The organism is Kitasatospora sp. NPDC096140 (assembly GCF_040303045.1).
Lineage (GTDB): Bacteria > Actinomycetota > Actinomycetes > Streptomycetales > Streptomycetaceae > Kitasatospora.
Window position 1 is genome coordinate 16,643 of the sequence record NZ_JBEOUW010000013.1, and the last position, 25,980, is coordinate 42,622.

At 73.6% G+C, this 25,980-nt stretch carries 23 protein-coding genes; 11 read left to right on the plus strand and 12 right to left on the minus strand.

The window, feature by feature from the left end:
- The first annotated feature begins 23 nt into the window (after positions 1-23).
- From ureA to ABT048_RS15760, 3 genes are all read left to right on the plus strand, one after another.
- The gene (gene ureA / locus ABT048_RS15750) at positions 24-731 is read left to right on the plus strand and encodes an urease subunit gamma (RefSeq protein WP_350521938.1); all 708 of its coding nucleotides are present in this window, start codon (positions 24-26) and stop codon (positions 729-731) included.
- Entirely contained in the window at positions 728-2,437 is a 1,710-nt protein-coding gene (locus ABT048_RS15755; protein WP_350521939.1) for an urease subunit alpha, read from the plus strand. The genes ureA and ABT048_RS15755 overlap by 4 nt, the downstream gene beginning before the upstream one ends.
- A gap of 257 nt (positions 2,438-2,694) precedes the next feature.
- Positions 2,695-3,732, plus strand: a complete 1,038-nt coding sequence (locus tag ABT048_RS15760; RefSeq protein ID WP_350521940.1) for a ketoacyl-ACP synthase III family protein — start codon at positions 2,695-2,697, stop codon at positions 3,730-3,732.
- 81 nt (positions 3,733-3,813) lie between these two features.
- Here the strand turns inward: ABT048_RS15760 and ABT048_RS15765 are convergent, their stop codons facing one another.
- From ABT048_RS15765 to ABT048_RS15775, 3 genes are all read right to left on the minus strand, one after another.
- On the minus strand, positions 3,814-5,004 hold the full coding sequence (locus ABT048_RS15765; RefSeq protein WP_350521941.1) for a nucleotide disphospho-sugar-binding domain-containing protein: 1,191 nt from the start codon (positions 5,002-5,004) through the stop codon (positions 3,814-3,816).
- Positions 5,005-5,067: 63 nt separating this feature from the next.
- Complete coding sequence (rfbH, locus tag ABT048_RS15770; RefSeq protein ID WP_350521942.1) at positions 5,068-6,417, minus strand: lipopolysaccharide biosynthesis protein RfbH; 1,350 nt, start codon at positions 6,415-6,417, stop codon at positions 5,068-5,070.
- A 99-nt stretch (positions 6,418-6,516) separates the two neighbouring features.
- Positions 6,517-7,515 (minus strand): Gfo/Idh/MocA family protein, encoded by a 999-nt coding sequence (locus ABT048_RS15775; protein WP_350521943.1) that lies wholly within the window; start codon positions 7,513-7,515, stop codon positions 6,517-6,519.
- Between the two features lie 315 nt (positions 7,516-7,830).
- Between ABT048_RS15775 and ABT048_RS15780 the strand changes: the two genes are divergently transcribed.
- From ABT048_RS15780 to ABT048_RS15790, 3 genes are read left to right on the plus strand one after another with little or no spacing between them, the layout of a single operon-like run.
- Positions 7,831-8,880, plus strand: a complete 1,050-nt coding sequence (locus tag ABT048_RS15780) for a glucose-1-phosphate thymidylyltransferase (protein ID WP_350521944.1) — start codon at positions 7,831-7,833, stop codon at positions 8,878-8,880.
- The gene (locus tag ABT048_RS15785; RefSeq protein ID WP_350521945.1) at positions 8,877-10,268 is read left to right on the plus strand and encodes an NDP-hexose 2,3-dehydratase family protein; all 1,392 of its coding nucleotides are present in this window, start codon (positions 8,877-8,879) and stop codon (positions 10,266-10,268) included. Before ABT048_RS15780 ends, ABT048_RS15785 begins: the two co-directional genes overlap by 4 nt.
- A gap of 40 nt (positions 10,269-10,308) precedes the next feature.
- Positions 10,309-10,713: a PPOX class F420-dependent oxidoreductase gene (locus ABT048_RS15790; RefSeq protein WP_350521946.1), complete on the plus strand. Its 405-nt coding sequence runs from the start codon at positions 10,309-10,311 to the stop codon at positions 10,711-10,713.
- A 71-nt stretch (positions 10,714-10,784) separates the two neighbouring features.
- On the opposite strand, the gene ABT048_RS15795 is transcribed toward ABT048_RS15790, so the two are convergent.
- The 4 genes from ABT048_RS15795 to ABT048_RS15810 form a co-directional block, all read right to left on the minus strand.
- Positions 10,785-12,098, minus strand: coding sequence for a cation:proton antiporter (locus ABT048_RS15795; RefSeq protein ID WP_350521947.1), 1,314 nt, complete (start codon positions 12,096-12,098; stop codon positions 10,785-10,787).
- Between the two features lie 122 nt (positions 12,099-12,220).
- Complete coding sequence (locus ABT048_RS15800; RefSeq protein ID WP_396552715.1) at positions 12,221-12,442, minus strand: acyl carrier protein; 222 nt, start codon at positions 12,440-12,442, stop codon at positions 12,221-12,223.
- Positions 12,443-12,533: 91 nt separating this feature from the next.
- On the minus strand, positions 12,534-13,817 hold the full coding sequence (locus ABT048_RS15805) for a ketosynthase chain-length factor (protein WP_350521949.1): 1,284 nt from the start codon (positions 13,815-13,817) through the stop codon (positions 12,534-12,536).
- Positions 13,814-15,097, minus strand: a complete 1,284-nt coding sequence (locus ABT048_RS15810) for a beta-ketoacyl-[acyl-carrier-protein] synthase family protein (protein ID WP_350521950.1) — start codon at positions 15,095-15,097, stop codon at positions 13,814-13,816. Before ABT048_RS15810 ends, ABT048_RS15805 begins: the two co-directional genes overlap by 4 nt.
- Positions 15,098-15,310: 213 nt before the next feature.
- On the opposite strand from ABT048_RS15810, the gene ABT048_RS15815 reads away from it, so the two are divergent.
- From ABT048_RS15815 to ABT048_RS15830, 4 genes are all read left to right on the plus strand, one after another.
- A complete protein-coding gene (locus ABT048_RS15815) occupies positions 15,311-16,951 on the plus strand; it encodes an FAD-dependent oxidoreductase (RefSeq protein ID WP_350521951.1) in 1,641 nt (546 codons plus the stop codon).
- A 103-nt stretch (positions 16,952-17,054) separates the two neighbouring features.
- Positions 17,055-18,701 carry an NAD(P)/FAD-dependent oxidoreductase gene (locus ABT048_RS15820; RefSeq protein ID WP_350521952.1) on the plus strand — a complete coding sequence of 549 codons (1,647 nt, stop codon included), beginning with the start codon at positions 17,055-17,057 and terminating at the stop codon, positions 18,699-18,701.
- A 107-nt stretch (positions 18,702-18,808) separates the two neighbouring features.
- A complete protein-coding gene (locus ABT048_RS15825) occupies positions 18,809-19,105 on the plus strand; it encodes an antibiotic biosynthesis monooxygenase family protein (protein WP_350521953.1) in 297 nt (98 codons plus the stop codon).
- Between the two features lie 112 nt (positions 19,106-19,217).
- On the plus strand, positions 19,218-20,249 hold the full coding sequence (locus ABT048_RS15830) for a methyltransferase (RefSeq protein ID WP_350521954.1): 1,032 nt from the start codon (positions 19,218-19,220) through the stop codon (positions 20,247-20,249).
- Positions 20,250-20,313: 64 nt separating this feature from the next.
- Here the strand turns inward: ABT048_RS15830 and ABT048_RS15835 are convergent, their stop codons facing one another.
- The 5 genes from ABT048_RS15835 to ABT048_RS15855 form a co-directional block, all read right to left on the minus strand.
- The gene (locus ABT048_RS15835) at positions 20,314-21,306 is read right to left on the minus strand and encodes an aldo/keto reductase (RefSeq protein ID WP_350521955.1); all 993 of its coding nucleotides are present in this window, start codon (positions 21,304-21,306) and stop codon (positions 20,314-20,316) included.
- 3 nt (positions 21,307-21,309) lie between these two features.
- Positions 21,310-22,089 carry a cyclase family protein gene (locus ABT048_RS15840; protein WP_350521956.1) on the minus strand — a complete coding sequence of 260 codons (780 nt, stop codon included), beginning with the start codon at positions 22,087-22,089 and terminating at the stop codon, positions 21,310-21,312.
- Positions 22,089-23,327, minus strand: a complete 1,239-nt coding sequence (locus ABT048_RS15845; protein ID WP_350521957.1) for an FAD-dependent monooxygenase — start codon at positions 23,325-23,327, stop codon at positions 22,089-22,091. Before ABT048_RS15845 ends, ABT048_RS15840 begins: the two co-directional genes overlap by 1 nt.
- A complete protein-coding gene (locus ABT048_RS15850) occupies positions 23,324-24,283 on the minus strand; it encodes an aromatase/cyclase (RefSeq protein ID WP_350521958.1) in 960 nt (319 codons plus the stop codon). Before ABT048_RS15850 ends, ABT048_RS15845 begins: the two co-directional genes overlap by 4 nt.
- A 100-nt stretch (positions 24,284-24,383) precedes the next feature.
- Entirely contained in the window at positions 24,384-25,169 is a 786-nt protein-coding gene (locus ABT048_RS15855; protein ID WP_350521959.1) for an SDR family NAD(P)-dependent oxidoreductase, read from the minus strand.
- 238 nt (positions 25,170-25,407) lie between these two features.
- Here ABT048_RS15855 and ABT048_RS15860 point away from each other — a divergent pair, with 238 nt between their 5' ends.
- Complete coding sequence (locus ABT048_RS15860) at positions 25,408-25,848, plus strand: nuclear transport factor 2 family protein (RefSeq protein ID WP_350521960.1); 441 nt, start codon at positions 25,408-25,410, stop codon at positions 25,846-25,848.
- The last annotated feature ends 132 nt before the right edge of the window (positions 25,849-25,980 follow it).

Consider the following 25,980-nt stretch of genomic DNA (forward strand, 5'->3'; position numbering starts at 1 on the left):
CACCGAGGCAGAAGGGAACCCCCGTGCAGCTGACCCCCACCGAACGCGACCGGCTGCTGATCTTCACCGCCGCCGAACTCGCCCGCTCCCGCCGCGCCCGCGGCCTGCGGCTCAACGTCCCCGAGGCCACCGCGCTCATCTCAGACACCGTCTGCGAGGCCGCCCGCGACGGCCTGCGGCTGGCCGAGGCCGTCGCGCTCGGCAGCTCCGTCCTCTCCCCCGCCGACGTCCTGCCCGGCGTGCCGGACCTGGTCACCGAGATCCACGTCGAGGCGGTGTTCGAGGACGGCACCCGGCTCGTCGTCATCGCCGACCCGTTCGGCGGCGGCACCCTCGGCGGGGCCGCACCCGGCGCCGTCCTCCCCGACGGGGCCGCCGCGACCGGCCCGGAGCCGGTCCGCACGCTCGCCGTGCGCAACACCTCCGACGTGCCGGTCTCGGTCACCTCGCACTTCCACTTCTTCGAGGCCAACCCGCGCCTGGCCTTCGACCGCGCCGCCGCCTACGGCCTGCACCTCGCCGTCCCGGCCGGCTCCTCGGTGCGCTTCGACCCGGGCGCCACCGTCGAGGTCGGCCTGGTGCCGATCGGCGGCGAGCGGGTCGCGATCGGCTTCGCCGGGCTGGTCGACGGGCCGCTGGACTCGCCGCGGGTACGGCGCGAAGCCCTGCGCCGCGCGGCCGAGCAGGGCTACCTCGGAGCGGTCGACGACGGACAGGAGCAGCAATCGTGAGCAGCAGCATCGAAGCGTCCGAGTACGCGGCCGTGCACGGCCCGCGCGCCGGGGACCGGGTCCGGCTCGGCGACAGCGGCCTGGTCGTCCGGGTGGAGTCCGACTCCCAGGCGCCGGGCGAGGAGTTCCTGGTCGGCTTCGGCAAGACCGCCCGGGACGGCCTGCACCTCAAGGCCGCCGCCGTCCGAGACACCTGCGACGTCGTGATCAGCAACGTGCTGGTCATCGACGCCGTCCAGGGCATCCGCAAGACCTCGATCGGCATCCGCGAGGGGCGGATCGCCTCCATCGGGCGGGCCGGCAACCCGGACACCCTGGACGGCGTGGACGTCGTCGTCGGAACCGGGACCACCATCGTCTCCGGCGAAGGACTGATCGCCACCGCGGGCGCCATCGACACCCACGTCCACCTGATGTCCCCGCGGATCATGGAGGCCTCGCTGGCCTCCGGCGTCACCACGATCATCGGCCAGGAGGTCGGCCCCGCATGGGGCGTCGGCGTCAACTCGCCCTGGGCGCTGCGCCACGCGTTCAACGCCTTCGACGCCTGGCCGGTCAACATCGGCTTCCTGGGCCGCGGTTCGTCCTCGCACCCGGCCCCGCTCGTGGAGGCGCTGGCCGAGGGCGGCGCCTGCGGGTTCAAGGTGCACGAGGACATGGGCGCGCACACCCGCGCACTGGACACCGCGCTGGGTGTCGCCGAAGTCCATGACGTCCAAGTGGCGCTGCACACCGACGGGTTGAACGAGTGCCTGTCGGTCGAGGACACCCTGCGCGTCCTCGACGGCCGGACCATCCACGCCTTCCACATCGAGGGCTGCGGCGGCGGACACGTCCCCAACGTGCTGAAGATGGCGGGCGTGCCGAACGTCATCGGCTCCTCCACCAACCCCACCCTCCCCTTCGGCCGGGACGCGGTCGCCGAGCACTACGGCATGATCGTCTCCGTCCACGGCCTGAAGACCGACCTGCCCGGCGACGAGGCCATGGCGCGCGACCGCATCCGGGCCGGCACGATGGGCGCCGAGGACGTGCTGCACGACCTCGGGGCCATCGGCATCACCTCCTCCGACGCGCAGGGCATGGGCCGGGCCGGCGAGACGGTGCGCCGCACCTTCGCCGTGGCCGGCAAGATGAAGGCCGAACTCGGCCCGATGGAGGGCGACGGCCCGGACGACGACAACGAGCGGGTGCTGCGCTACATCGCCAAGCTCACCGTCAACCCGGCCATCGCACACGGACTTTCGCACGAGGTCGGCTCGATCGAGATCGGCAAGCTCGCCGACATCGTGCTCTGGCGCCCCGCCTCCTTCGGTGCCAAACCGCAGATGGTGCTCAAGGCCGGCTTCCCCGCGTACGGCGTCACCGGCGATCCGAACGGCTCCACCGACACCTGCCAACCCCTCGTCCTGGGGCCCCTGTTCGGCGCCCACGGCGCCACCCCGGCCGATCTGTCGGTCGCCTTCACCAGCCGGGCCGCCGCCGAGTCCGGCACCCACGACCGCCCCTACGACGCCATGACGACCCGCCGCCGCCGCGTCGCCGTCCGGGGCACCCGCGGCATCGGGCCGCGCGACATGGTCCGCAACACCCGCCTCGGCGACGTCCTGGTCGACCCGCGCAACGGCCTGGTCACCCTGGACGGCACCCCGCTGCGCTCGGAGCCCGCCGACAGCGTCCCGCTCAACCGCCTCTACTTCCTGTGAGGCCCGGCGGCCGCCCGACCGCACCGGCCCGGGCGGCCGCACACGCACCGTCCCGGCGGCCGCGGGCGGCCCGGTGCACACCTGACACTCGGCCCAACTCGGCTTTCTCCACGAACACTTGAGCCCCGACGGGTTCGACGGCATCCTTGGCGATCGACACGGCCGGGCGGCCCTCCAGCGGTGCTGGACGGACCCTCCAGCCGCCGCCGGGAGGCTGGCGGCGCATGCCGACGAGTGATCACTGAGGAGGGGGCCAGATGCGGGTTGGCGATGTCTTCATCGAGGGAATCGGGATCTACCTGCCGGAGAAGAAGAACGCGGCCACGGCGGTCGACGAGGGCGTCTACTCGGCCGAGGACTTCGCCGCGAACGAGATCGACGAGGTGCCGATAGCCGGGGACATGGCCCCGGTGGACATGGCGGTGCACGCCGTGCGGCACGCGTTCGACCGCTCCGGGGCGGACCCGGCGGACGTCTCCTTCGTCCTCTATGCGACCGGGTTCCACCAGGGCCCCAACGGCTGGAGCCCGGCCTCGTACATCCAGCGGAACACCATCGGCGGCTCGGCGCCGGCGGTCGAGCTGCGCGGCCACTGCACCGGCCTGTTCAGCGCCATGCAGCTCGCCGTCGGACAGCTGCGGGCCGCACCGGAGAACGCCTCCGTCCTGGTGGTGGGCTCGGACAACTTCTCCGGGCCCCTGGTCGACCGCTGGTCGCACCTCAACGGGATGGTCCTGGGGGACGCCGCGGTCGCCGTGCTGCTGTCCAAGCGGCCCGGGTTCGCCCGGCTGCGGTCGGTGGGCGTGCAGGCCGTTCCGCAGCTGGAGGAACTGCACCGCTCCGGGGTGCCGATCTGGCCGCCGACGGACCTCTCGGCCCAGACCATGGACCTGCGGGCCCGCAGCGTCCACTTCGTCGAACACTCCCCGCTCGCCAAGGAGTTGAAGGACCTGCTGGTCAACGGACAGCAGGAGCTGAACGACCGGACGGTGGCCGACGCCGGGCTGGGCTCGATGTCCGAGATCTCCTGGATCGGGCACATCAACGCCAGCCGCGCCGTGGTCGCCGAGCGGCTGCTGCCGCTGTTCGGCTTCACCGAGGAGCGCTCCACCTACCGGCTCGGCCGCGACCTCGGCCACGTCGGCACCGGCGACCAGGTCATCTGCTTCGACCGGCTGATCGAGCAGCAGCTGATCAAGCCGGGCGAGACCTACCTGATGGCCGGGGTCGGCCCCGGGCTCCAGTTCGGCACCGCGGTGCTGGAGTACCTCTCGGCCCCGCCGTGGTCCGCCTGAGCGGCCGGCCGCACCGTCACGACGCGCAGCGCCGCCCGCCCGGGATCCGGGACGGGCGGCGCTGCGCGTCGTCGGCGCCGGTCAGCCCAGTGCGATCCCCTCCAGGAGGTCGCCCAGCAGGCCGGGCGAGGGCATGGCCGCCATCTCCCGGCGGATCCGGTCGGCCCCCTCCCGGAAGCGCTCCTCGGTGAGGATCTCGCCGAGGGCCTTGCCGATCGCCGCCGGGTCGTCCCGCTCCCGCTCGTCGACGATGCCCCGCCCGCCGCCGCTGGCCTCCACCCGCTCGGCGTTCGGCACGAGCAGCGGCCCGTCCTGGGCGAGCACCAGCTGCGGCACGCCGTAGCAGAACGCGGTGAGCGCCGTGCCGGAGCCGCCGTGGTGGATGATCGCGTCGCCGTACGGGAGGCAGAGGTTGACCGGCAGCGGGTCGGCGACCCGGACCGTCCCGGGCAGCGGCCCGAGCGTCTCCCGGAAGCGTTCCTCCAGGAAGAGCACCGCCTCGACCTCGTCGACCTCGTGGACCGCGGCCGCGATGCTGTCCACGATCGAGTCCAGCTTGCCCTGTTCGGCCAGCCGCCCCGTCCCCCAGGCGCCCAGGCTGACGAACACCCGGCGCGCCGGACGCGGGCCGAGCACCCAGTCCGGCAGCGACGCCGTCCCGTTGTACGGCACGAAGCGCACCGGCTCGCCCGGGGTCACGTTCGGGGACTGCACGCTGGGCGGGCACGGGTCCAGGACCAGCACCGGGTCGGGCAGGCCGTCCGGCGCGCCCAGCCGTGCGCACAGCTCGTGCAGCGCCAGCTTGCCGGGCTTCAGCAGCGAGGAACTCATGTTGTCCAGGCCCCAGCGGTGCAGCACCACCGGCACGCCGAGCACGCCGCCGAGCACCAGCCCGCCCCACTCCAGCGGGTCGGTGATGATCAGGTCCGGCTGCCAGACCCGGGCCAGCTCCAGGTACTCGTCGATGTAGGTGTCCAGCCGGGCCAGCCAGCGCTGCCCCATCTGCGCCCACGGGGGCTCCTCGCTCGGCCGGTTGCTGCCCGAACCGGCCACGGCGAACGGGGACTTGGCCACCAACGGCCGGCTCCAGCGCTCGGCGCCGCCGTCCGCCGGGCCGACCCGGCGGCTCGGCAGGCCGGCCCGGCCCGCCGCTCTGGCCACCTCCGCGTCACCGACCACCAGCACGTCGTGGCCGGCCAGCCGCAGCCCCCAGGCGACCGGCACCATCGGCATCAGATGGGTGAGCACCAGGGCATTCACGATCACACGCACAGCAGCTCCTCGATCGGTACGGTCATTGGTCTCCCCCCGGGCCCGGCACCCGGGCCCCGGCCGTCAGGCGCCCGCCTGCCCGAGGCCGTCCGGGACGGCCAGCACCGGGCTGCGCCGGGAGGTCACGAACTCCCGGACGGAGTCGGCGAGGTAGTCCACCATCTCCGGGGTGAGCCGGGGGTGGACGCCGATCCAGAAGGTGTGCTCGGTGACGGTGTCGCTGTTCTCCAGCGAGCCCGCGACCCGGTAGTGGGCGTGGGTGTAGGCCGGCTGGCGGGTGAGGTTGCCGGCGAAGAACCGCCGGGTGCCGATCGCCCGCGCCTCCAGGAAGGCCACCAGTTCGGCCCGGGTGTACGGGGCGTCCGGCAGCACCGTGAGCACGAAGCCGAACCAGCTCGGGTCGCTGCCGGGGGTGGGGCTGGGCAGCAGCAGGCCGGGCAGCCCGTCCAGCGCCTCGCGCAGCCGGGCCCAGTTGCGCCGCCGCAGCCGGCCGAACTCGTCCAGCTTGGTCAACTGGGCTTCGCCCAGCGCCGCTTGGAGGTCAGTCGACTTCAGGTTGTACCCGATGTGGGAGAAGATGTACTTGTGGTCGTAGCCGTGCGGCAGCGTCCCCAGCTGGTGGTCGAAGCGCTTCAGGCAGGTGTTGTCCTTTCCGGGGGCGCACCAGCAGTCCCGGCCCCAGTCCCGGTAGGACTCCACCAGCCGGGCCAGGCTGACGCTGCGGGTCAGCACGCAGCCGCCCTCGCCGGTGGTGATGTGGTGCGCCGGGTAGAAGCTGACGGTGCTGAGGTCGCCGAAGGTGCCGGTCAGCCGGCCGCGGTAGGTGGAGCCGAGCGCGTCGCAGTTGTCCTCGACGAAGTGCAGCCCGTGCTCGCGCGCGAGGTCGGCCAACTCCTCGGCCTGGTAGGGGTTTCCCAGCGGGTGGGCGATCATGATGGCCCGGGTGCGCGGTCCGATCGCCGCGGCGACCCGCTCCGGGGTGGTGTTGTACGTGCCCAGTTCGATGTCGACGAAGACCGGCACCAGGCCGTTCTGGATGATCGGGTTCACCGTGGTCGGGAAGCCCGCCGCCACCGTGATCACCTCGTCGCCGGGGCAGAGCCGGCGGTCGCCGAGTTCGTGCGCGGTGAGCGCCGACAGGGCGAGCAGGTTCGCCGAGGAGCCGGAGTTGACCATGTGGGCCTTGCGCAGGCCGAGGTGGCGGGCCAGCTTCCGCTCGAAGCGCACCGAGATCTCGCCGGACGTCATCCGCAGGTCGAGGGCGGCCTCGACCAGCGCGACGCGGTCCTCCTCCGCCAGCACGGCACCGGCCGGCAGCAGCGGCGTGACGCCCGGTACGAACTCCTGCTCCACGCTGATCTCGCGATGGTACTCCCGGACCTGTTCGATCAGTAGATCGCGGCGGTCGTTCACCTTCGTTCCTCCCGGCAGTAGGCGCGGCCGCGGGCTCGCCCGCCTCGCGGGGCCCGTTCGCGGTCGATGGTGCGGATGTTCGGTCGAAGCCCGTTGGAGTCACCGGGGGCCGGCGGCCGCGGCCCGCTGGATCTCCCCGGTCAGGACGGCGTGCCGCAGCGTCGCCTCGGTGTAGCGGTCCAGGTGCCGTTCCCCGCGCACGGCCGCGGCGAACGCCCGCACCAGGTTGGCCCACTGGTCGTCGGCGGGCAGCACGATCTCCTCGGTGCCGCCCTTGGTCTCCACCCGGAGCACCGGCCGGTGGTCCGCCGGCGGGGTGTACGCCCGGTCCAGGACGATCCGCCCCTCGCTGCCGGCCAGCTCGTAGGCCGAGCGGTAGCCGTGCGCCATCCCGTACGTGAGCTGGGCGCTGACGCCCTCCGGGGAGACCAGCAGCGCGGCGCCCGCGACGTCCACGCCGGAGCCGGGGTCGCGGACGGCCACCGCGCCGGCCACCCGCAGCTCCGGGCCCAGGAAGAGCTGGGCGGTGCGGATCGGGTAGCCGCCGACGTCGAGCAGGCAGCCGCCGCCGAGTTCGGGCCGGTAGCGGATGTCGTCGGGGTGCAGCGCCGGGATGGTGAACACCGCGCTCAGTGACCGCAGTTCACCGATCGCGCCCTGGTCGAGCAGGTCCCGGACGGCCCGGTGCTGGGCGTGGAACTGGAACATGAAGTTCTCCAGCAGCACCAGCCCGCGGGCGGCGGCGAGCTCGACCAGCCGTCGGGTGGCCACCGCGTCGACGGTCAGCGGCTTCTCGCAGAGCACGTGCTTGCCCGCCCGCAGCGCCGTCTCCACCCACGGCTCGTGCAGGGCGGCCGGCACCGGGACGTAGAGGGCGTCGACGTCGGCGCGCTCCACCAGGGCGCGGTAGCCGGTGACCGCCTCGCAGCCGAAGTGCCCGGCGAAGCGGCGGGCCTTGGCCTCGTCCCGGCTGGCCACCGCGACCAGCTCCACCGCGGGGTCCGCGACCAGCGCGGGCAGGGCCCGGCGCCACGCGATGTCGGAGCAGCCGAGCACGCCCGTCCTGAGGACGGGCGGCTCGGTTCGGGTCTGGTCCATCGTCGCCTCCGCTGTACGGCCGGTCGGTGTCGTGCGGCCAGCCTGTCGCCGCCCGCTGGAGGCCCCGTCCAGCCGGGCCGCGCGAGGGCCGGTCGGGGGAGGTGGCAGAGAGTGGCTTGAACGCCCCTCGAACGCGAGCCCCAAGCATCGTCCCGCCTGGGGCCGGTGTGTGCTCCCGGCGCGGGCCGGTCCCGTGCCGGGTGCACACCGCGACGGACCCACGCTTTCCGTATCCGGCCGGGGCGAACCGCTCCGGAGCCTGCCCGGCCTCCGGTGCCGCGGCGGTGAGGAGAAGGCACCTTGAGGGCTCTGTTGTTGTCCGGAGGGACAGGCACCCGCCTGCGCCCGCTCACGTACTCGATACCGAAGCAGCTCGTCCCGGTGGGGAACAAGCCCGTGCTCGGACACTGCCTGGAGAACATCCGCGACTGCGGGATCGAGGAGGTCGGCGTCATCGTCGGTCCGCACGCCGAGCAGATCGCGGCCGTGTTCGGCGACGGCTCCGCGCTGGGCCTGCGGCTCACCTACCTGCATCAGGAGCGGCCGCTGGGCCTGGCGCACTGCGTCGCGATCGCGGCGGACTTCCTCGGCGACGAGGACTTCCTGATGTACCTCGGCGACAACCTGCTGACCGAGGGGGTGGCCGAGGCCGCCGCGGTGTTCCGGGAGACCCGGCCGGACGCCCAGGTCCTGGTGACCAAGGTGGCCAACCCGTCCGCGTACGGCGTCGCCTCGCTCGGCGCGGACGGCCGGGTGGACGCCGTGGTGGAGAAGCCCGAGCGGCCGCCGAGCGACCTGGCGCTGATCGGGGTCTACTTCTTCACCCCGGCGGTCCACCGGGCCGTGCGCGACCTTCGCCCCAGCCTCCGCGGAGAGCTGGAGATCACCGACGCCATCGGCGAGTTGATCGCCGAGGGGGGTGACGTCCGGGCCCTGGAGTACGCCGGGTTCTGGCGCGACAGCGGGACCGTCGAGGGGCTGCTGGACTGCAACCGCGCGGTCCTGGACACCCTGCGGCGGGACGTCCGCGGCAGCGTCGACCGGCATTCGGTGCTCACCGGTGACGTGGTGCTGGCGGAGGGCGCCGAGGTGGTCCGCTCGCAGCTGACCGGCCCGGTCACCGTCGCCGCGGGCACCGTGGTCCGGGACAGCCGGCTCGGCCCGTACACCTCGGTCGGGCCGGGCTGCATGCTGGACGCCACCGGCATCGAGAACTCGATCGTGCTGGAGGGCACCACGATCACCGGGGTGCGCGGACTGGACGGCTCGCTGATCGGCCGCCGGGCCGAACTGCACGCCGAACCGGCCGCGGCCCGGCAGCAGTTGATCGTCGGCGACCTGACCCGGGTGCGGGTGGCGCGATGACTCCCGCCCCGCTGACCGCCACCGCCCTGCGGCACGGCTCCGACGTCGCCGACCGCACCGAGCTGATCCGCCGCTTCACCCGCTCGGCGGCCGCCACCGACAGCCCGGTGACGCCCAACCGCGCGATCCTCGCCTGGCTGGAGGAGAACCGGCGGATCTTCCGCCACGAGGTCACCCGCATCCCGTTCGCCGATCTGGCCGGCTGGGGCTTCGACGCCGCCACCGGCGACCTCGGGCACGAGAGCGGGCGGTTCTTCACCATCCAGGGGCTCGACATCCGGACGGACACGGCCCACTGGATGCAGCCCATCATCAACCAGCCGGAGATCGGCATCCTCGGCTTCGTCGCCAAGGAGTTCGACGGCGTCCTGCACTTCCTGATGCAGGCCAAGATGGAGCCGGGGAACATCAACTCGGTGCAGCTGTCCCCCACCGTGCAGGCCACCCGCAGCAACTACACCGGGGTGCACCGGGGCCGGCCGATCACCTTCCTGGAGCACTTCGTACCGCCCACCGGCGGGAAGGTGCTGCTCGACTCGCTGCAGTCCGAGCAGGGGGCGTGGTTCCTGCGCAAGCGCAACCGCAACATCGTGGTGGAGATCGACGAGGAGCCGCCCGAGGCGCCGGAGTTCCGGTGGCTGACGCTCGGCCAGATCCACCGGCTGATGGGCTTCGACGACGTGGTCAACATGGACGCCCGCACCGTGCTGTCGTCCATCCCGCTCGGCCCCCGGGTGGAGGACCAGGGCGCGTACCAGTCGCTGACCGACGTGCTGAGCTGGCTCACCCGGATCCGGGCGACCAGCGAACTGGCCCAGAGCTACCGGCCGTTGGACCGGATCGAGAGCTGGCGGCGGACCGCCGACCGGATCGGGCACGAGCAGGGGCGCTACTTCCAGGTGATCGCCGCGTCGGTGAGCGCCGCCAACCGCGAGGTGTCCAGCTGGACCCAGCCGCTGTTCGAGCCGATCGGGCTGGGTGTCACCGCCTTCCTGGTGCGGCCGGTCGAGGGGGTGCTGCACCTGCTCGCGCACGCCCGGGTGGAGGCGGGTCTGGCCAACGTCGCGGAGATCGCGCCGACCGTGCAGTGCTGCCCGGACAACTACGCGGGCCTGCCTCCCGAGCGACAACCGCGCTTCCTCACCGAGGCGTTGACCACCACCGGGAGCCTGGTGCGCTACGACACCGTGCTGTCCGAGGAGGGCGGACGCTTCTTCGAGGCCCGCTCCCGCTACCGGATCGTCGAGGTGCCCGAGGACTTCCCGCTGGACGTCCCCCCGGACTTCGCCTGGATCAGCGTCCACCAGGCGATGACGCTGCTGCGCTACGACGGGTACCTCAACGTCCAGGCCCGGACCCTCATCGCGGCCCTGCTCGCGACGCTCTGAGCCCCGCCCGCACCCCCACCCGCCCACGAGGAGGAGACCCATGCCGTTCACCGAGAAGGAGACCGCCTACCTGCGGTCCCGGCGCATCGGCCGGCTGGCCACGGTCGGCGCCGACGGCCGCCCGCACAACGTCCCGGTCGGATTCCGGCTGAACGACGACGGCACCATCGACATCACCGGCCGCGACCTCGGCCGCAGCCGCAAGTACCGGGACGTGGCCGAGCAGCCCGCGGTGTCCTTCGTCGTCGACGACATCGCCGGTACGGACCCGTGGGTGGCGCGCGGGGTCGAGATCCGCGGCCGGGCCGCCGCGCTCGCCACCGGCGGGCGGGCGCACAACCCGAACCTCGCCGAGGAGTTGATCCGGATCACCCCGGAGCGGATCGTCGCCTGGGGCGTCGACGCCTCCTGGCAGGAGGGCACCAACGGCCGCGACGTCGGCTGAGCGGCGAAACCACCGGGCCCGGCCCCGTCCGTCACGGAGGGTGGCCGGGCCCGGCTCGTGGGTGTCCGCGCTCAGAGGTGGACGGCGACCGACCCCGGGGTCAGCGCCTGCTCGCGCAGCCGCTCCTCCGCCGTCTCCTCGATCCGCGCCATGAACCGGCGCAGCAGCGGCGGCGCCATCAGCGAGGTGACGATGGCGACCAGGATCACCACGGTGTACATCTCCTGGCTGAGCACACCGAGTTTGAGACCGACCATGGCGACCACCACCTCGATCACGCCCCGGGCGTTCATCCCCGCGCCGAGCGCCAGGCCCTCCCAGTGGCTCATCCGGCTGAGCCGCGAGCCCAGGTAGGCGCCGCCGAACTTGCCGGCGATCGCGACCGCGAGCACCGCGAGACCGGCGGCCAGGACCGCGGGCCGGCCGAGGGCGGTCAGGTCCATCCGCAGTCCGGCGGTCGCGAAGAACACCGGGGCGAGCACCGAGACCACGACGGTGCGCACGGGGGCGAGCCTCTCCGGGTCGGCCAGCGGGGTGCCGCTCAGGGCGAGTCCGCACAGGAAGGCGCCGAAGACGGCCTCCAGGCCGAGCGCCTGGGTGCCGGCGGCGGCGAGCACCAGCGCGCCGACCAGCACGGCCGGAACGGACGGGCCGGCCGCGATCCGGCGCCCGGCCGCGGTGACGACGCGGCGCAGCACCAGGGCGAGCACCACCACGACCACGAGGTTGGCGATCGAGTGCAGGACCCGGCCGCCGGAGACGCCGACGGTGGCCATCGCCGAGACGACGGAGAGCAGCAGCCAGCCGACGATGTCGTCGACGGTGACGGCGCAGAGGATCAGCTGGCCGATGTTGCGGTGCAGCAGGCCCAGTTCGATCAGGGTCTTGGCGATCACCGGAATGGCGCTGACGCCCATCGCGACCCCCACGAACAGCGCGAAGGTGCCCCGGTCGGAGACGCTGCCGAGCAGCGAGCCGGGCAGCAGGTACGCCAGCCCGATGCCCAGGCCGAGCGGCACCAGGATCCCGGGGACGCTCACCCGTACGGCGGTGGCTCCCCGCCTGCGGACGAGTCCGAGGTCCATCTGCAGGCCGGTCACACCGACCATCAGGACGACGCCGACCTGCCCGAAGGCGTCCAGGAGGTGGAACCTCGCGGGGTCGTGCGGCAGCAGCCACTCGGCGAAGCCGGGGGCCAGGTGGCCGAGCAGCGACGGCCCGAGCAGCACGCCGACGAACAGTTCGCCGACGACGGCGGAGAGCCCGAGCCTGGTGAAGAGGCGTCCGAGCGCGACGGCGAGCCCGAGCAGCAGGCCCACTTGGAGGAGGAAGACCATCAGGTCGTGGGCGGCGAGCGGCGCGACCGGTCCGGCGGCCAGGTGCACGGTGACTCCCTTGCTGGGTAGGGGGTTGGGGGCGCGACGGAGCGCCGGGGGCCGGTGGCCCGGCAGGTGCCGGGCCACCGGCCCCCGGGGTTCGCCGTACGGCGTGGGTCCGGGCGGACGGGTCAGGAGCGGACGGACAGCCGCTGGTTGATCAGCTCCAGCAGCTCGCGCACGGTGCCGATCTCGCCGAGCTCCTCCTCGGGGAGCTGCACGCCGAACTCGCGCGAGATCCGGCTGGTGGTCTCGATCAGGGCCAGGGAGTCGTAGCCGAGCTCCTCGAAGCGGAGGTCCAGGATCTCGCCGTCCAGGTCGACGGACTCCTCCTCCCCGGCACAGTCGCGCATGATCCGCTTGAGGTCCTCGATGGTGAACGCGCTCACGGTGGTGAATCCTCTCGTCGCAGTTCCAGATCCATGACTTCCGGGTGACGTTCCGTCAGATCGCCCGCACCACCAGGGCGGTGTTGAAGCCGCCGGCGCCGCGCGCCACGACCAGGGCGGTGCGCAGCCGGGCCGGACGGGCCTCGGTGACCAGGTCCAGGCGGTACTCCTCGACCGGCGCCGTGATGTTGACGGAGGGCGGGATCACCCCGTCCCGCAGCGCCAGCAGCGCCAGCGCGACGTCGACCGGCGCACCGCCGGAGCTGAGCCGGCCGAACATGGTCTTCGGTGCGGTCACCGGCACCCCGCGCGGGCCGAACAGCGCGGTGACCGCCTCGGCCTCGGCCCGGTCCGATTCGGGCACCCCGGAGGCGTCGGCGAACACCACGTCGACCTCCTCGGCGGTCAGCCCGGCCGCGTCCAGCGCGCCGCGCATCGCCCCGAGGAGCCGGGAGGGCCGGCCCGACCCCGGGCGCGGGTCGAAGGTGGCGCAGTAGCCGGCGATCTCGCCGTAGAGGTGCGGGGCGCCGCGCTCGCGCGCGGCCGCCGCCGGCTCCATGACCAGGATCGCGCCGCCCTCCCCCAGCACCTGGCCGCTCGCCGCGGTGTCGAAGGGCAGGAACGCCCGCTGCGGGTCCGGTTGTTCGCTGAGCAGGCCGGAGGGCAGCTGGGCGACCAGGCCCCAGGGGCAGAGCGAGGCGTCCATCCCGCCGGTGAGCACCAGGCGGATGCCCTTGGAGAGCTGCCGCCGGGCCTGGCCGAGCGCGTCCAGGCCGCCGGCCTGCTCCGCGACGGTGACGCCGCTCGGCCCGCACATCCCGTGCCGGATCGACAGCTGGCCGGTGTTGACGGCGTAGAACCAGGCGAAGGACTGGTAGGCGCTGACGTACTGCGGGCCGTTCGCCCAGAGCTGTTCCAACTCCTTCTGGCCGAACTCGAATCCGCCCGAGGAGTTGGCCGTCACCACGCCCATCTCGAAGTCGTCGAACCGCTGCGGGTCGACCCCGGCGTCCGCGAGTGCCCAGTCGGCGGCGGCCAGGGCGAGTTGGGTCATCCGGTCGGTCTGCGGGACGAGTCGGCTCGGCACGTGCGCGGCCACCTCGAACCCCGGGACCTCACCGGCCAGCCGGACCGGGTAGCCGGAGGCGTCGAACCGCGAGATCGGGCCGATCCCGCTGGTGCCCGCCAGCGTGCTGCGCCAACACTCCTCGGTGCCCAGGCCGTTGGGGGCGGCGATGCCGATGCCGGTGACGACGGCGGGTGTACTCGCCGACGCGCCCCCGGTGACCGTCCGCACTCCGCCGGCCTCCGGGCCCGGGTGCCCCCGTCGCTCGCTCATGCCCGCACCGCCCCGGGCCGGGTGAGCACCATGGCGCTCTGGAAGCCGCCGAACCCGCTGCCGACGGTGAGGACGGCGTCCAGTTCGCGCTCCCGGGCGGTCAGCGGCACGTAGTCGAGGTCCAGCTCCGGGTCCGGCTCGGTCAGGTTGGCGGTCGGCGGGACGGTGCCGTGCTCGATGGCCAGCGCGCAGGCGGCGATCTCGATCGAGCCGATCGCGCCCAGCGAGTGCCCGATCATCGACTTGATCGAGCTGACCGGGGTCCGGTAGGCGTGGTCGCCGAGGGCGCGCTTGAACGCGTTGGTCTCGTGCCGGTCGTTCTGCCGGGTGCCGGTGCCGTGGGCGTTGACGTAGTCGATCGCCTCCGGGGCGAGCCGGGCCTCGGCCAGGGCGGCGTCGATCGCCGCGGCCATCTCCCGTCCGTCGGAGCGCAGTCCGGTCATGTGGTACGCGTTGCTGCGGGCCGCGAAGCCCGAGATCAGCGCGTAGATCTTGGCCCCGCGCCGGCGGGCCCGCTCGGCCTCCTCCAGGACCAGGACGGCCGCGCCCTCGGCGAGCACGAAGCCGTTGCGGGTGCGGTCGAACGGCCGCATCGCGTGCTCGGGGTCGTCGTTGTAGGTCGAGGTCGCCTTGATCGCGTCGAAGCAGGCGACCGTGATGGGCGAGATCGGGGCGTCCGTCCCGCCGGTGATCACCACGTCGGCGCTGCCCTCCCGGATCAGGTCGCAGGCGTAGCCGACCGCGTCCAGGCCCGAGGTGCAGCCCGCCGACACCATGTTGACCGGGCCTTCCGCCCCGGCCGTCCAGGCCACCTCGGCCGCCAGCGAGCTGGGCACGAAGTAGTCCGGCAGGTGCGGCAGCGCGTACGCGTGGTCCACCTCCCAGCGGCGGCCGCTGTCGCTGACCACCGCGTACTCGGCCTCCAGACTCATGGTGCAGCCCACGGCGCTGCCGAGGCAGACCGCGATCCGCTCGGGCCGCTCCTGGCCCAGTTCGAGCCCGCTGTCGGCCACCGCCTCACGGGTGCCGACCACGGCGAGCTGCGCGGCGCGGTCCAGCCGGCGGACCTCCTGGAGGCCGAGGCCCGCCTGCAGCGGGTCGAACACGCACTGGGCGGCGATCCTGGAGCGGTAGGGCGACGGGTCGAACCCCGAGATCGTCCGGGTCGCCGTGCGCCCCGAGACGACGAGGTCCCAGAACGCCTTCGTGCCTGGATCTCCCGGCGCCACCACGCCGATTCCGGTAATCGCGACGAGCCGGTCCACCGGCAACCTCCTCATGGCAGTGACCCGCGTCCGGTGCGAACCGCCCCGAGTCCCCGTCGGATCTGTGCTTCCGGACGATGGACGGCCGAGCTCAACCCGCGATCGAGCGGTGGTGGAGGGCCCGCGGCGGCACCCGCTCCGGCCGACGCCCATCCGGCCTCGTCCGTCCCTCGAACGGCCGTCGCCAGCATCGGCCGGAACGCGAACGTTGCCGAGGAGGTGAGCCGTATGACGACGGATCCGACCAGTCGGCCGCACGCCCCGCTGCTCGTGGTGGGCGCGGGACCGGTCGGCCTGGCGGCGGCCCATGAACTGACCCGCCGCGGGCTGCGCGTGCGGATCGTGGACGCCCGCGACGAGCCGCCCACGACCAGCCGCGCCATCGCCACGCACCCGCGCACCCTTGAGGTCTACGACCACATGGGCATCGTGGACGAGATGCTGGCCGCGGGCCGCCGGATCACCGCCTTCACGCTCTACCAGCGGGGCCGGCGGATGGCCCGGCTCGACGCCGACTACTCGGCCACCCCCACCCGCTTCCCGTTCACCCTCGCGGTCGACCAGGCCGACACCGAGCGGGTCCTGCGCGGCGCCCTGGCCCGGCTCGGGGTCGAGGTGGAGTGGGGCACCCGGCTGACCGAACTCGCCCAGGAGGACGGCTTCGTCCGGGCCAGGCTGGAGCTGCCGGGCGGGGCCCGGGAGCACATCGGCACGCCGTGGCTGCTGGGGTGCGACGGCGGCCACAGCCTGGTCCGCAAGACCCTCGGCGTCCCCCTGGAGGGCGAGAGCGCCGAGACCTGGATGCTCGCCGACGCCCGGGTGGAGACCGCGCTGCCCGCCGACAGCATCTACTGGGTGCGCACCGGCGGGGTGACGCTGATGGCGGTGCCGCTCACCGAGCCCGGCCGCTGGCGGATGCTGGACACCTCGCCGCGCGACCGCAGCACCGACCCGCACACCGTCGCCGACCGGCTGACCCGGATGCTCTCGGCCGGCACCGGGGTGCCCTTCCGGGTCGGCCCGCCCCGGTGGGTCTCGGTCTTCACCTTCCAGCAGCGCATGGTCCACCGGATGCGGGTCGGGCGCTGCCTGCTGGTCGGCGACGCCGCCCACGTGCACAGCCCGGCCTCCGGCCAGGGCATGAACACCGGCATCCAGGAGGCCTACAACCTGGCCTGGAAGCTCGCCATGGTGGTGCACGGCCAGGCCGCGGAGGGCCTGCTGGACAGCTACACCGCGGAGCGGGTGCCGGTGGGCGCCGCACTGCTCGCCACCACCAAGCGGGCCACCCGGATGATCCAGCTGAAGAACCCGGTCGCCGACCGGCTGCTCCCGCTGCTCTTCGGGGTCCTGCGCACCGTCCACCCGCTGCGCGCCCGGGTGCAGCGCGGCTTCCTGGGCGGCATCTCCGGCCTCAACCTGCACTACGGCCTCAGCCCGCTGACCGTGCCGTCCCCCGCCGGCGCCCGCTCCGGGCCGGCGCCCGGCGAGCGGATCACCCAGGTCGACGAGCGGCACTCCGCGACGCCCGGCTGGCAGGCGCTGCTCGCCGAGCTGCGCGACCCCGGCTGGACCCTGCTGGTCTTCTCCGGCCCGGGCGCGGCGCACACCGGCGAACCGGCCGCCGCCCTGGCCGACCGGCACAAGGACTGGCTGTCCGTCCGCACCGTCCGCACCGCGGCGGAGGACGGCGCGGGCCACCCGGCCCCGCTGCCCCACGACCCCCGGCTGACGGCCGCGCTCGGCGGCCGGCCGGGCGGCTGGATCCTCGTCCGGCCGGACGCGTACGTGGCCGCCCGCGGCGAGCGGCTCGACGAGGACGTGCTCGACGAGGCCGCCCGCCGGGCCGGCCTCACCCTGCCCGACTGACCCCGGCCGACCGACCCTGACCGCCCCCACGCCCGGACCCGCCCCCACCGCCGCCCGTCCCCGCACCCGATGTCGGGAACCGACCACGAGACTGGAGTCGCCCGTGAAACCCGCCGACCCCGCCGGAACCGCCGGAACCGCCGAACCGTACGACGTGATCATCGTCGGCACCGGGCTGTCCGGCACGATGCTGGGCTCGATCCTCGCGCGGCACGGATTCCGCACCCTGCTGCTCGACGGCGCCCAGCACCCGCGCTTCGCCATCGGCGAGTCGACGATCGGCCAGACCCTGGCGCTGCTGCGGCTGATCGCCCAGCGCTACGACGTCCCGGAGATCGGCTACCTGGCGAGCTTCCCGGACACCATCAAGCACGTCAGCAGCTCCCACGGCCAGAAGACCAACTTCGGCTTCCAGATCCACCAGGAGGGCGCGGAGCCGGACCCGGCCCAGAGCAACCAGCTGCGGATCCCCGAGGTCATCGGCTACGCCGCGCACTACTTCCGCCAGGACACCGACGCCTACATGTTCCACACCGCCGTCCGCTACGGCTGCGACGCCCGGCAGAACTTCCGGGTCGAGCGCCTGGACCTGCGCAAGGACGGCGTCTCGGTCGCCGGCGCCGACGGCACGGTGTACGAGGGCCGCTACCTCGTGGACGCGAGCGGCTTCCGCTCCCCGCTGGCCCACCAGGAGGACCTGCGCGAGGTGCCGACCCGGCTCAAGCACCAGGCCCGGTCCATCTTCACCCACTTCGTCGGCGTCCAGCCGTACGACGACCACATCGACGTGCCCGCCGGCCAGCGCCCCCCGGAGCGCTGGAACGACGGGACGATGCACCACATCTTCGACCGCGGCTGGATGTGGGTCATCCCCTTCGACAACCACGAGAACGCCACCAACCCGCTGTGCAGCGTGGGCATCCAGATCGACCCGCGCACCTACCCCGAGCGCTCCGACCTCACCCCGGAGGAGGAGTTCTGGCTGCACGTGCGGCGCTTCCCCGCGGTCGAGCGCCACCTGGCCGGCGCCCGCCCGGTGCGCGAGTGGGTGCGCACCGGACGGATGCAGTACTCCTCCAGCCGCACCGTCGGCGACCGCTGGTGCCTGATGTCGCACGCGGCCGGCTTCCTCGACCCGCTGTTCTCCCGCGGCCTGGCCAACACCTGCGAGATCATCAACACCCTGTCCTGGCGGCTCATGGACGCGCTGCGCGAGGACGACTTCGCCCCCGAGCGCTTCGAGTACGTCGAGCGCCTGGAGCAGGGCCTGCTCGACTACAACGACAAACTGGTCAACTCCTCGTTCATCGCCTTCGCCGACCACCGGCTGTGGGACTGCGTGTTCCGGCTCTGGGGCAGCGCCAGCATCCTCGGCGGCCGCCGGCTGGCCACCGCGATCGCCCGCACCGTCGCCACCGGCGACGACGCGCACTGCCGCGCCCTCGACGACGACCGCTACCCCGGCCTGTGGTGCCCGACCGACTTCTACCACGAGCTGTTCACCGAACTGGTCGAGGTCTGCGAGCAGGTCGAGGCCGGCGAACTCGCCAGCGAGGAGGCCGCGCAGCGGATGCAGGCGCGGATCCGGGAGTCCGACTGGATGCTCCCCGCGCTCGGCTTCACCGACCCCGCCACCCGCTTCATCGACCCGACCCCGGCGAAGATGCGCGAGGTCGGCGAATGGGCCCGCAACCACCCCGGCAAGGAACTGCGGGAGTACCTCGCGATCGGCCACCGGGAGCTCGACTGACCCCGGCGCCGCGCACCAACGCGACACCCGTACCGGGACGGCACGACGCGCCGTCCGCACCGGGACGGCGCACCGCCCGTCCGTACCGAACCCCTTCAGGAGGAACCATGCTGACCATCGTCAACAAGCTGACCGTCACCGGTGACCGGGCCGAGTTCGAGCGGCTGCTGGGCGAGATCACCGGCTACATGAAGAGCCGTCCCGGCTTCGTGTCGCACACCCTGTACAAGTCGCTGAAGGACGAGAACGTCCTGATCGAGACCGGCACCTGGGAGAGCCGCGAGGCCCACGCGGCGGCCCTCCAGGGCGCCGGGTTCCGCGACCGGGTGGGCCTGCTGATGAAGCACGCCACCGCCGAGTTCGAGCCCTGCCTCGAAATCCCCGCGTTCCCCGCCGGCCAGTAGCCGACGACCGCACCGCGGCGGCCGGGAGCCCGCGTTCCCGGCCGCCGCTCCGTACGTCCGAGCCGCCCGGACCCGTCCGGGATCCCGCCCGAGTTGAGGAGAGGCAGCACAGATGAACGACACCGAGGCCTCCGGCTTCACCGCCGTGATGCGACTTCGCGAACTGGCCATGAGCGGCGCGTACGCGGCGACCGTCCGGGCGGCGGCCCGGCTGCGCGTCGCGGACGGCATCGGCGAGCACCCGACCACCGCCGAGGAGCTCGCGGCCGCCGTCGGCGCCGAACCCGGGACGCTGCTGCGGCTGCTGCGGGCGCTGGTCGCCCACGGCGTCCTCACCGAGGGCCCGGACGGCTTCGCCCACACCGAGGCGTCCCGGCTGCTGCGCGAGGACGCCCCGCGCAGCCTGCGCAACATGGTCCTGTGGGCCACCGAACCGTGGACCTGGGCGGTGTGGGGCCTGCTCGACGAGTCGGTGCGCACCGGCAAGGGCGTCTTCCAGGACGTGTTCGGCAAGGAGTTCTTCACCTACCTCCACGAGGACGCCCCCGCGTCCGCCGAGATCTTCGACCGCGCCATGACGGAGTCCAGCCGGCTGTCCGCCAGGACGGTGGCGGACGTCCTCGACCTCGGCGGGGCCGCCACGTTCGCGGACATCGCGGGCGGTCAGGGCCTGGTCCTGGCCACGCTGCTGGAGCGCCACCCGCAGCTGCGGGGCACCCTGCTCGACCTGCCCGACGTGGTCGCCGGCGCGGACGGGCGGCTGCGCCCCGGCGGCGCCCTCGCGGACCGGGCGACGCTGCTGCCGGGCGACTGCCGCGACAGCATCCCGGTGAAGGCCGACTTCTACCTCCTGAAGAACATCCTGGAGTGGGACGACGAGAGCACCGTGACCACCCTGCGCAACGTCCGGGCCGCGGCGCCGGCCGGCGCCCGGGTCGTGGTGATCGAGAACCTGGTGGACGGCAGCCCGGAGATGCGGTTCACCACCGCGATGGACCTGCTGCTCCTGCTCAACGTGGGCGGCAAGAAGCACACCCGGGCCGGCCTGTCCGCCCTGATCGCCGACGCCGGGCTGGAGCTCGGCGGGGTGCGGCAGATCGGCCCGTACCTGCACTGCTTCGAGAGCACCGTGCCGGCGTCCTGAGCCACCGACGGAGCGAGGGCCCGAGCCGTGGACAACGGCTCGGGCCCTCGCTCTTGACGGTCGGTCAGCCGCGGTCGACCGTGGCCAGCAGGCCCGGCGGGTAGCGCTCGCCGGCCGGGCCGTGCGGGGGCAGCAGGCCGTCCAGGGCCTCGGCGACGGCCTCGTCCAGCCGCAGCTCCGCGGCCCCGAGGTCGGCTTCCAGGTGGGCGCGGTCCAGGGTGCCGGGGATCGGCAGGACGCCGTCGTGCGAGAGCAGCCAGGCGAGGGCGAGTTCGGCCGGGCCGGTGCCGGCCTGCCGGGCCAGTGCGGTGAGCGCGTCGGCCAGCGCCAGGTTGGGGCCCAGGTTGCCGGGGGCGAACCGGGGGTCGCGGTGGCGGAAGTCGCCGGGGGGCAGCGTCCGCGGGTCGGTCCGGCGGCCGGCCAGCAGGCCCGAACCGAGCGGCCGGTAGGCGACCAGGGTGACGCCCAACTCCCGGCAGGCGGGCAGGATCTCCGCCTCCACGTGCCGTTCCCAGAGCGAGTACTCGGTCTGCAGCACGCTGACCGGGTGGACGGCGTGCGCCCGGCGCAGCGTGGCGGGCGCGGCCTCGCACAGGCCCACCCGGCCGACCTTGCCGGCCGCGACCAGCTCCGCCAGCGCGCCCATGGACTCCTCCACCGGCACCTGCGGGTCGATCCTGGCGAGGTGGTAGAGGTCGATCCGGTCGGTGCCCAGGCGGCGCAGCGAGGCCTCGCAGGCCCGGCGCAGGTGTTCGGGGCTGCCGTCGAGGCCGGGCGGGCCGCCGTCGCGGTGGAGGATGCCGGTCTTGGTGGCGAGGACGACGCCGCTGCCACGGCCGGCGGTGCCCCGGCGGCCGAGGGCGCGGCCGAGGATCTCCTCGCCGGCCCCGCGGCCGTAGTAGTCGGCGGTGTCGAAGAGGGTCACGCCGAGGTCGAGGGCGTGCCGGACGATCGCGGCGGGGTCGTCCGCCGGGCCGTAGGCGCCGGCCAGCGGGAGCCCGCCGAGGCCGAGCGCCGAGACGGCCGGCCCGGACCGGCCCAGGGAGGTGGTCCGCACGGTTCAGTCCTCCAGCAGCGCGACGGCGCGGGACCAGCCGGCGCCGGCCCGCGCCAGCTTGACCGGGAAGCAGGAGACGGTGAAGCCGTACGGGCGGGGCAGCGTGTCGAGGTTGGCGAGCCGTTCGATCTGGCAGTACTCGCGGTCGCGGCCGGCGAAGTGGGCCGGCCAGAGCACCGAGCGGTCGCCGGTCTCCCGGTAGGTGTTCAGGATGTACGGGAACGGCGCGTCCAGGCTGAAGGCGTCGGTGCCGATCACCCGGACGCCGAGGTCCAGCAGGAAGTGCACGGCGGGGCCGTCGAGGCCGGCGAAGTCGGAGAAGTAGGCGGGGGTGCCGAGGTGGCGGTCCGCGCCGGTGTTGAGCAGGGCGATGTCCATCGGGGCCGGCGTGTAGCCGATCCGGTCGAGCTCCTCGGCGAGCAGGTCGGCGCCGACGGCCCCGGTTCCGGCCTTGGTGAGGTCGAGGACGAAGGCGGGCCGGTGGAACCAGTCGAGCGGGAGCCGGTCGATCGTGCGGGGGCCGCCGTCCCGGTAGGAGGCGCGGGTGCCGTAGTGGGCGGGCGCGTCGATGTGGGTGCCGGTGTGGACGGTGAGGGTGAAGGTGTCGTTGTTGAGGAACTCGCCGTCCGGGAGGTCGTCCACGTCGAAGTCGACGCCGAAGTGCTCCCGCATCGATTCGGCCATGTGCAGGGCGCCCTCGCGCGGCGACATGGTGACGTGGGTGACCGGGTCCGGCTCCCAGAACGTCGCGTCCACCGGTGAGGAGAGGTCGATCAGCTGCATCACTGCTCCTGGGTCTGGGAGTTGTGGACGGCGGCGGCGGGTGCCACGTCGATGGCGCGGTTGCCGAAGGCCAGTTCGGCCAGCACCGCGCGGTAGAGCGGCGAGCGGGAGAGCAGCGGCGCGAGGAGGGGCCGCAGCGCTCCGGCCGCGCGGCCGGAGGAGAGCATGCCGCGGCTCTGCAGGCGCTGGATGCGCATGATCCGCGCGATGTCGCGGTGCCGGGCGGCGGCGTACCTGCGGACCGGGCCGCTCTCCCCGCCGGCCGCCAGGGAGGCGAGCAGCGCGGGGTGGAGGGCCACCGCGTCCTGGACGGCGAGGTTGATCCCCTGGGCGCCGATCGGGCTGTGGGTGTGGGCGGCGTCGCCGATCAGCACCAGCCCCTCCCGCACCCACTCCCGGGCGACGCCCGAGAAGACGTCCAGCAGCGTCAGGTCGCCGAGTGCGGTGATCCGTTCGCGGACCTGGTCGGCGTACATCGGCATCGCGGCGCAGATCAACTCCCGTACGGCTTCGGCACCCTGGGCCGCGAGCGGGCGGTAGCCGCCGTGCGGGAGGGTCCAGCCGACCTGGATCGCGTCCGGCACGGCGGTGTACGCGAGGACCGGGTTCCCGCCGGCCCGGAAGATCCGGACCTCGTTCAACGGCCTTGCGTCGGCGGGCAGTTTGAACCAGAGGACGTCCTGGTCGAAGACGTCCAGCCGGCCGGCGTCGATCCCGGCCAGTCGGCGCACCTTGGAGTAGCGGCCGTCGGCGCCGACCGTCCAGCGGGCCCGGACCGTCTGTTCGCCGCCGCGGCCGGAGGCGACCACGCCGCGGACCCGGCCGTCCTCGGTGTGCAGGGCGCCGACCTTGGCGCCCTCCAGGTAGCGGAATCCGGACAACTCCCGGCAGCGGTCGAGCAGTTCCTCCAGCACGTGCCGCTGGGGGATGCTCAGCAGGCAGTTGAACGGGCCGGGCAGCCGCCGGTAGTCGCCGTCGATCAGTGTCCGGCCGCGTTCCGTCAGCACGAACCGGTCGTGCTCGTGGCTGCCGCGCTCGCGCGCGCCGGCCAGCACGCCCAGCCGGTCGAGCAGGGTCATCCCGCCGGGCTGGAGGATCTCGCCGCGGAACTGCCGCTCGAACGAGCGCGAGCGTTCGACCAGGACGACGTCCACGCCGGAGCGGGCGAGCAGCAGGGCGAGGGTGAGGCCGGCCGGGCCCGCGCCGACGACGCAGACCTCGGCCTCCAGGTCGGTCACCGGCCCGGCCCGGTGCTCGCCCCGCGCTCGACCAGCGCCCGGGCGTGCTCCAGCGTGGTGCGGCTGTTGGCCCCGAGGGCGGCGCGCACCGCGGTGCGGGCCTGCTCCAGGGTGGCGTCGGGGCCGAGCAGGGCGGGCACCGCCTCGGCCCGCAGGACCACGGTGTGGTGGGAGGTCGCGGCGACGCCCTCGGCGGTCTCCTCGAAGGTCCACGCGCCGGTGTGCGCCGCCATGATCGGGGGCAGGACGGTCTGCTTGTAGACGATCCGGTCCGGCAGGCAGACCCGGACCGACTCGGTGGTGTGCGTCGTCCCGTCCGGCGCGCGGGTGTCCATCACCATCCGCTGGATGCCGTCCTCCGGTTCGGTCAGTTCCAGCCGGGCCACGTGCGGCAGCCGATCGGGCCAGAGGTCGCAGCGGCGGATGAACTCGTAGGCCTCCGCGCGCGGGCCCCGGACGAGCACGGTGTCGTCGAAGGAGAGCAGCAGTTCGTCGAGTCCGGGGTCGCGCTCGGCGATCTCCCGCAGGCAGTCCAGCTCCGAGCGGGAGTTGCGGTCCACGGCCCGGTCGATCCAGTCGAGGTCCGACGCGCCGTCCCCGACGGCGGCGAAGGTGTGGCCGAGCACCACCTCGGTCCGGCCGTCGGCCGCGGGGTTCATCGCCCAGCTGCCGGTCATCGACGCCACCGGCGCCTGCGAGACCTCCTGGCGGAACTCCACCCGCCGGGCGGCCGGGTCGAGTTCGCGCAGCGAGGTCCAGGTCCGCACCTCGCCGTTGGCGAAGGCCCAGATCCGGATCCGCTCCCGGCGGTCGTCGCCGTCCACCCGCTCGGCGTGGACGGTGGGCGTGAACAGGTGCGGCCAGCCGCCGACGTCGGCGACGAGCCGGTAGAGCGTCTCGGCGGGCGCGGAGACGAGGATGCGGTGGTCGGTGTGGCGGATGTCCTGCGCGGGCACGGTGGCCCTCCTTCCGTGGGGTCCGACGGGGTCCCGGGCGGCCCGGCGGCCCGGGTGGCCCGGGTGCCGGGTGCCGGGTGCCGGGTGCCGGGTGCCGGGATCAGTAGTTGCCGAGCCCGCCGCAGACGTTGATCGCCTGGGCGGTGACCGGGTCGGCGGCCTCGGTGGTGAGGTAGCCGACCATCGCGGCGACCTCCTGCGGCGTGCTGTAGCGGCCGAGCGGGATCTTCGCCTCGAACCTCTCCAGCACCTCGGCCTCGGTCACGCCCCAGTGGGCGGCGTAGCCCTGCCGGACCCGGTCGGCCATCGGCGTCTCCACGTAACCGGGACACACCGCGTTCACGGTGATCCCGGTTTTGGCCAGTTCCAGCCCCAAAGCTTTGGTAAATCCGACGACACCGTGCTTGGAAGCGGAATAGGGAGCTCCTAGCACCACGCCCTGTTTTCCGCCGGTCGACGCGATATTGATGATTCGCCCCCAGCTCCCGTCCCGCATGCCGCCGCGGGCGAGCACCTCGCGGGTCATTCGGAATACGCCGTTGAGATTCACCTCGATCACGTCGCACCAGGTCTCGTCCGGAATCTCGGCCGTAATCCCGCCGCCGCCCCGGCCGGCGTTGTTCACGAGGATCCCGATCGGCCCGAAGCGCTCCACCGCCGCGGCGACGGCGACGGCGATCTGCTCGGTGGAGCGGACGTCGCAGCCGACGCCGTCCACCTCCATCCCCTGTTCCCGGAGCCGCTCGACCGTGGCCGCCACGTCGTCCCCGGTGCGCGCGCAGACGAACACCCGGTCGCCGCGCCGTCCCAGCTCCTCGGCCACCGCGAGCCCGATCCCGCTCGTGCCGCCGGTGACCAGCGCGACCCGCTCCTTCTGTTCCGCCATGTCTCCGCCTTCCCGCCGGTGTCCCCGCCGCGGTCGCGCGCGGGGCTGTGCGTCGTCACACTCCGGCGGACTCTCCCGGGACCGGTTCAAGACACCCTCAAGGCGGGGCGGAACGGCGGGCCGTCGGCCGCCGGGCTGGACCGCAGCTCCAAGAGATCTCCAGGCCGCCCTGCGAGGGTCGGTCAGCGTTCGCCCCCCTCACCCGCAGGCACCGCCCGCCGTCCCGAGAGGAAGCCCGATGACAGCCCACGAGGTCGCCCCGCTCGCCGACACCGACACCTACCTGCGCGTCCAGCACTTCTACGCCCGCCAGATGCGGCTGCTCGACACCGGCGCCACCGACGCGTGGGCGGCCACCTTCGCCGAGGACGGGGTGTTCGCCGCCAACGGCCTGCCCGCGCCGGTGCGCGGCCGCGGCAACATCGCGGCCGCGGCGAAGGAGGCCTCCCGGCGGCTCGCCGAGGCGGGCGTGGTGCACCGCCACTGGGTGGGCATGCTGACCACCGAGCCGGCGGAGTCGGGCCGGCTCCGGGCGACCTGCTACGCGCTGGTCCTGGAGGTGCCGCGCGGCGGCGAGGCGACGGTGCACCGCTCGACGGTCTGCGTGGACCTGCTGGAGCCGGTCGGTGACTCCTGGGTCGTGACGGACCGCAGGGTCACCCGGGACGACCTCGCCTGAACGGCCGGCCGGTCGGTTTTTCCCTGAGTATTCGCTGAGCAGGCAGACAATCAGACAGTCTTCGTATTGTCAGGTAATACTCCTCCGTGGCAGGGTCAAGCAACAAGATCCACGCACGATCGACCTATCGAC

What these genes read in the sequence shown, in the direction of transcription:
- ABT048_RS15760 (WP_350521940.1), top strand. Translation starts at nt 2,695, where the DNA reads ATGCGGGTTGGCGATGTCTTCATCGAGGGAATCGGGATCTACCTGCCG.
- ABT048_RS15775 (WP_350521943.1), bottom strand. Translation starts at nt 7,515, where the DNA reads ATGGACCAGACCCGAACCGAGCCGCCCGTCCTCAGGACGGGCGTGCTC.
- ABT048_RS15785 (WP_350521945.1), top strand. Translation starts at nt 8,877, where the DNA reads ATGACTCCCGCCCCGCTGACCGCCACCGCCCTGCGGCACGGCTCCGAC.
- ABT048_RS15790 (WP_350521946.1), top strand. Translation starts at nt 10,309, where the DNA reads ATGCCGTTCACCGAGAAGGAGACCGCCTACCTGCGGTCCCGGCGCATC.
- ABT048_RS15800 (WP_396552715.1), bottom strand. Translation starts at nt 12,442, where the DNA reads ATGCGCGACTGTGCCGGGGAGGAGGAGTCCGTCGACCTGGACGGCGAG.
- ABT048_RS15805 (WP_350521949.1), bottom strand. Translation starts at nt 13,817, where the DNA reads ATGAGCGAGCGACGGGGGCACCCGGGCCCGGAGGCCGGCGGAGTGCGG.
- ABT048_RS15810 (WP_350521950.1), bottom strand. Translation starts at nt 15,097, where the DNA reads ATGAGGAGGTTGCCGGTGGACCGGCTCGTCGCGATTACCGGAATCGGC.
- ABT048_RS15815 (WP_350521951.1), top strand. Translation starts at nt 15,311, where the DNA reads ATGACGACGGATCCGACCAGTCGGCCGCACGCCCCGCTGCTCGTGGTG.
- ABT048_RS15825 (WP_350521953.1), top strand. Translation starts at nt 18,809, where the DNA reads ATGCTGACCATCGTCAACAAGCTGACCGTCACCGGTGACCGGGCCGAG.
- ABT048_RS15830 (WP_350521954.1), top strand. Translation starts at nt 19,218, where the DNA reads ATGAACGACACCGAGGCCTCCGGCTTCACCGCCGTGATGCGACTTCGC.
- ABT048_RS15840 (WP_350521956.1), bottom strand. Translation starts at nt 22,089, where the DNA reads ATGCAGCTGATCGACCTCTCCTCACCGGTGGACGCGACGTTCTGGGAG.
- ABT048_RS15855 (WP_350521959.1), bottom strand. Translation starts at nt 25,169, where the DNA reads ATGGCGGAACAGAAGGAGCGGGTCGCGCTGGTCACCGGCGGCACGAGC.
- ABT048_RS15860 (WP_350521960.1), top strand. Translation starts at nt 25,408, where the DNA reads ATGACAGCCCACGAGGTCGCCCCGCTCGCCGACACCGACACCTACCTG.